The sequence below is a fragment of the Agromyces binzhouensis genome (assembly GCF_004135055.1).
GTDB lineage: Bacteria > Actinomycetota > Actinomycetes > Actinomycetales > Microbacteriaceae > Agromyces > Agromyces binzhouensis.
In genome coordinates, this window is the sequence record NZ_SDPL01000357.1 from 1 (window position 1) to 3,336 (window position 3,336).

Here is a 3,336-nt window from a genome sequence, read left to right on the forward strand (position 1 = left end):
GCCCGAGACGTCGCCGAGCGGTCCGTGCAGCCGTTCGGCGCGCCCGAGGGCCGGCGCGCGTCCGTCGGCCGGCCTGCGCAGCAGGACGTAGCCGAAGCCGACGGACTCGACCGCGCGAGCCGCGAAGTCCTCGAGCCACGCGCCGTGCAGCGCCTCGAACTCGGGCGTGCCCGGCCGCGTCCCGCCGTCGCGGATCCACGTCTCGGCGTACTCGCTGGGATCCTGGCGCTCGCGCTCGACGATCCAGTACTCGAGTCCCGCCTCGGCAGCCCACCCGGCGACGCGTTCGAGCCCGTCGGCGAGGTCGTCGCCGGCGCGACGGTACTCCCAGTTCCCGAGCAGCTGCGCGATCCCGCCGGGTGCGAGGTGGCCGGCAGCGCCTCCGACGACCGCTTCGACGATGGCGTCGCCCACCAGACCGCCGTCGCGGTAGTCGTATGCCGGGACCCCGTCGCGGCGCGGCGTGATCACGAAGGGCGGGTTCGACACGATGCGATCCACCTGCTCGCCGCCGAGCGGTTCGTAGAGGCTGCCGAGCCGGAAGTCGATGCCGTCGATGCCGTTGAGCGCCGCGTTCAGCCGCGCGAAGCGCAGCGCCCGCGCCGAGATGTCGCTCGCGATGACGCGGTCGCTGAAGCGCGAGGCGTGCATCGCCTGGATCCCGCACCCCGTGCCCAGGTCGAACGCGGTCGCGGTCGGCCGCTGCAGCAGGAGGCCGCTCAGCGTCATCGATGCGCCGCCCACGCCGAGCACGTACTCCTCGGGCAGTGCGCCACCGGTCGCCATCTCTCCGGGGTCCGATGCGATCCACCACTCCCCGCTCCCGGCGGCGTCGGTGAACGCGTAGGGACGCAGGTCCATGACCGGCACCGCGCGGGCGCCCTCGAGGCGCACCATGCCGAGCGCCTCGGCCCGGGCGGCGCCGAGGCCCGGCAGTGCTGCGGCGAGGTCGACGGATGCCACGGGCACGCCGAGCAGGAAGCACCGCACGAGCGTCGCCAGCGAGCGCTCGTCGGCCCCGACGTGCGCGAGCGCGCGCAGGGCGGGGACGCGGTGGCCACGGCGGAGCGCCGCGCCGGGATGGGTGGACGTCTCGGCAGCACCGCGCTCCCAGAGCGATTCGATCGCAGCGACCGTGTAGCCCGCGGCGTCGAGGTCGCCCGCGAGCGCCTTCGCTGACTCGTCGTCGTGCGTATGGTCGGGGTGGCCCGCGGGTGTGCTCACGCTGGTATTCAACCAGTCGCGATCGGGCGTCCGTCGGAACCGCCCGACCTCCGGCGGGGTCGCCGGCCGGACGTGTTCACCTCGCGGTCGCCCACGCGTCGTCGCCGCGTCCTCCGCTCGCCGCCTGCGCGTCACCGCGCGTCCACGCGGCGCAGGGGCGTGTAACCCGCACGACACACGCGCCAAGTACCGTCGGTTACCATCGGACGAGCGAGGGGAGGTCGCACATGGCAGAGCCGACCACGCTCGAGCGCCTGCGACAGGACGCGCGAGACGAACTCTCCGCACTCATCGAACTGCGGTGCCGTCTCGGGGAGGACCCGTGGGCGTTCCTGCCCGAGCTGCCCTCCGTCGACGAGCAGGTCGTCGCGACGCTCCGCGAGGAACGCCTGCACTCGGAACGGTGGAGCCCCGCGCGTGCGCGCGCCTACCACCCGACCGCCCGGCGCGGCGCCGTCGAGCGCTTCGAGTACGAGATCCTCCGCGACATCGCGATCGACCACCCCGACCTGAGCACCGCGGTGTGGAGCATGCTCGGCCGCGTGCCGACCAACTGGTGAGGTCCGCCGGGGAGTCCGCCCCGGTTCGCGGCAGGGTCAGGTCGCGGCCGGTGCGTCCGCTGCATCCGCCCGTCGCTGCACGCGCATCCACGTGACGAAGCCGATGAGCGTGAACACGCCGTAGAAGAGGTAGAGCAGCGCCGATGCGTAGAACCCGGCGCTCACGAGCAGCGGAACGCCGACGATGTCGACCGCGACCCAGATCAGCCAGAACTCGGTCCAGCCGCGCGCCATGCCCCAGGTCGCGAGCAGCGACCCGACGAAGATCCACGCGTCGGCCCAGACCGGCTCGAACGACCCGAGCGCGCGGAAGATCGGGGTGAGCGCGAGCGTCCCGCCGACGAGCAGCACGGCGAGGAGCACGCGTTCCCGGCCCGTCGCCCAGCGCGGCGTCACGGCCGGCGCGGATGCGTCGCCGTGCCGGTTGCGCGACCACTGGATCCAGCCGTAGATCGAGACGATGATGAACATGACCTGACGCGCCGCCTGTCCCAGCAGGTTCACGGGGTTCGGCGTGCCGAACACGGCCCCGAGGAACACGGTGAACAGCAGGACGTTCCCGATGATGCCGACCGGCCACGCCCACACCCTGCGGCGGAGGCCGCCGAGCGCCGACGCCAGGCCGAACGCGTTCCCGACGATCTCACGCCAGAGGATGACCTGGTCGCCGATCACCAGCTGCGCGTCGAACAGCCACGCGATCGGGTTCACGGGGCGACCGCCGCGCCGTCGGGCGACGCCGAGCGGTCGCGTCGCACCCGCCGCACGAGTGCGGCGACGGCCCGCCATCCGAGCAGGAACGCGGCCAGCGTCAGCGTGGCGACGATGACGAACGCGAACGCCGCACCCGACCCCGTCGCGACGCGCAGCAGCATGCCGACGAGCACCGCGGCCAGCCACGCGGCGATGCCGGTCGGCCGTACGGCGAGCGGATGGCGCCACCCGCGCACCACGAGCCATCCGATCGCCAGGCCGACCAGGAACGGCCACGCCGTCTCCCATACGCCGACCGCGTCGACGACCTCGCGATGGCTGCCTCGGCCGATCGCGGCGAACGCGACCACGAGGACGACGTCGACCGCGCCGGCGACGACCGCCGTGACGGCGGGACTGGAGGCGGGGGCGGGCATGCGACCATCGTAGGTCGCCCGGCACCCCTAGTCGGTGGCGAGCCCCCGGAGCTCGCCGGCGGTCGTCACGGGCAGCGCGCACACGAACGACCGGCATCGGTAGGCCGCGGCGCGGCCGTCCCGCAGCGTCCGCCCGGCGAACAGCTCGAATCCGGCCTCCGCGAGTGCGTCGGCCTGCGCCTCGGTGACGATGGCCGTGACGGATGCCTCCTGCCGGCGCGCCTCGTCGACCAGTTCGGCCGCGGGGCGGACCTGTCCGACCGACGTGGCGCGCACGTCGTCGGGGACGATCACGACGAGCTGCAGGAGCGGCGCCGCGAGCCGAGCCATCACGCCGAGCGCCCCGCCGAACGCGATCGGCCGCGTCGGCGCGATGCCGGCGACCACGCGCATGGCCGCCTCGGCCAGGTCCCGGTATCGCT

The 3,336-nt window shown here is 73.9% G+C and carries 4 protein-coding genes and 1 pseudogene; 1 reads left to right on the top strand and 4 read right to left on the bottom strand.

All coding sequences use genetic code 11. The features are described 5' to 3' along the window. Positions 1-1,224: DUF7059 domain-containing protein (locus ESO86_RS14040; RefSeq protein ID WP_129235560.1), on the bottom strand; the 1,224-nt coding region annotated here is incomplete at its 3' end. A 227-nt stretch (positions 1,225-1,451) separates the two neighbouring features. On the opposite strand from ESO86_RS14040, the gene ESO86_RS14045 reads away from it, so the two are divergent. Continuing rightward, positions 1,452-1,784, top strand: a complete 333-nt coding sequence (locus ESO86_RS14045; RefSeq protein WP_129235561.1) for a hypothetical protein — start codon at positions 1,452-1,454, stop codon at positions 1,782-1,784. Positions 1,785-1,820: 36 nt separating this feature from the next. On the opposite strand, the gene pnuC is transcribed toward ESO86_RS14045, so the two are convergent. The 3 genes and pseudogenes from pnuC to ESO86_RS19075 all read right to left on the bottom strand — a co-directional run. Next, entirely contained in the window at positions 1,821-2,495 is a 675-nt protein-coding gene (pnuC, locus tag ESO86_RS14050; RefSeq protein ID WP_129235562.1) for a nicotinamide riboside transporter PnuC, read from the bottom strand. Continuing rightward, complete coding sequence (locus ESO86_RS14055; RefSeq protein WP_129235563.1) at positions 2,492-2,914, bottom strand: DUF3054 domain-containing protein; 423 nt, start codon at positions 2,912-2,914, stop codon at positions 2,492-2,494. The genes pnuC and ESO86_RS14055 overlap by 4 nt, the downstream gene beginning before the upstream one ends. A gap of 27 nt (positions 2,915-2,941) precedes the next feature. After that, positions 2,942-3,336: pseudogene (locus ESO86_RS19075) on the bottom strand (thioredoxin domain-containing protein); the annotation flags it as partial.